Genomic DNA, 307 nt, shown 5'->3' on the forward strand with positions numbered 1-307 from the left:
TCCATGACATGCGCGATGCAGGCGCGTCGGCGCGCGGGGCTGGTCAGTTTCCCCGGGCAGCCTCCTGCAGGATCAGTTTGTCGAGCGTGAGATCCGCGATCGCCTTCCGGAGCCGCTGGTTCTCGGTCTCCAGATCCTTCATGCGCCGGATCTGGTCGCTCTTCAGGCCGCCGTACTCCTTTGATCCTCCCTCGTCCTCGCGGACACCTCTGATACGCTCATGCTGAGCGGGGAAGGTGTCGGATGGCAAAGACGAGACGAGAATTCACGCCGGAGTTCAAACGCGAAGCGGTCGCCCTGCTGGAGA

1 pseudogene is annotated in these 307 nt (G+C 63.2%); it reads right to left on the reverse strand.

The annotated features are described in order from the left end of the window. Positions 1-181, reverse strand: a pseudogene (locus ACLBXO_RS32010) (IS3 family transposase); the annotation flags it as partial. Positions 182-307: the final 126 nt, after the last annotated feature.

Source organism: Methylobacterium sp. C33D (assembly GCF_053345825.1).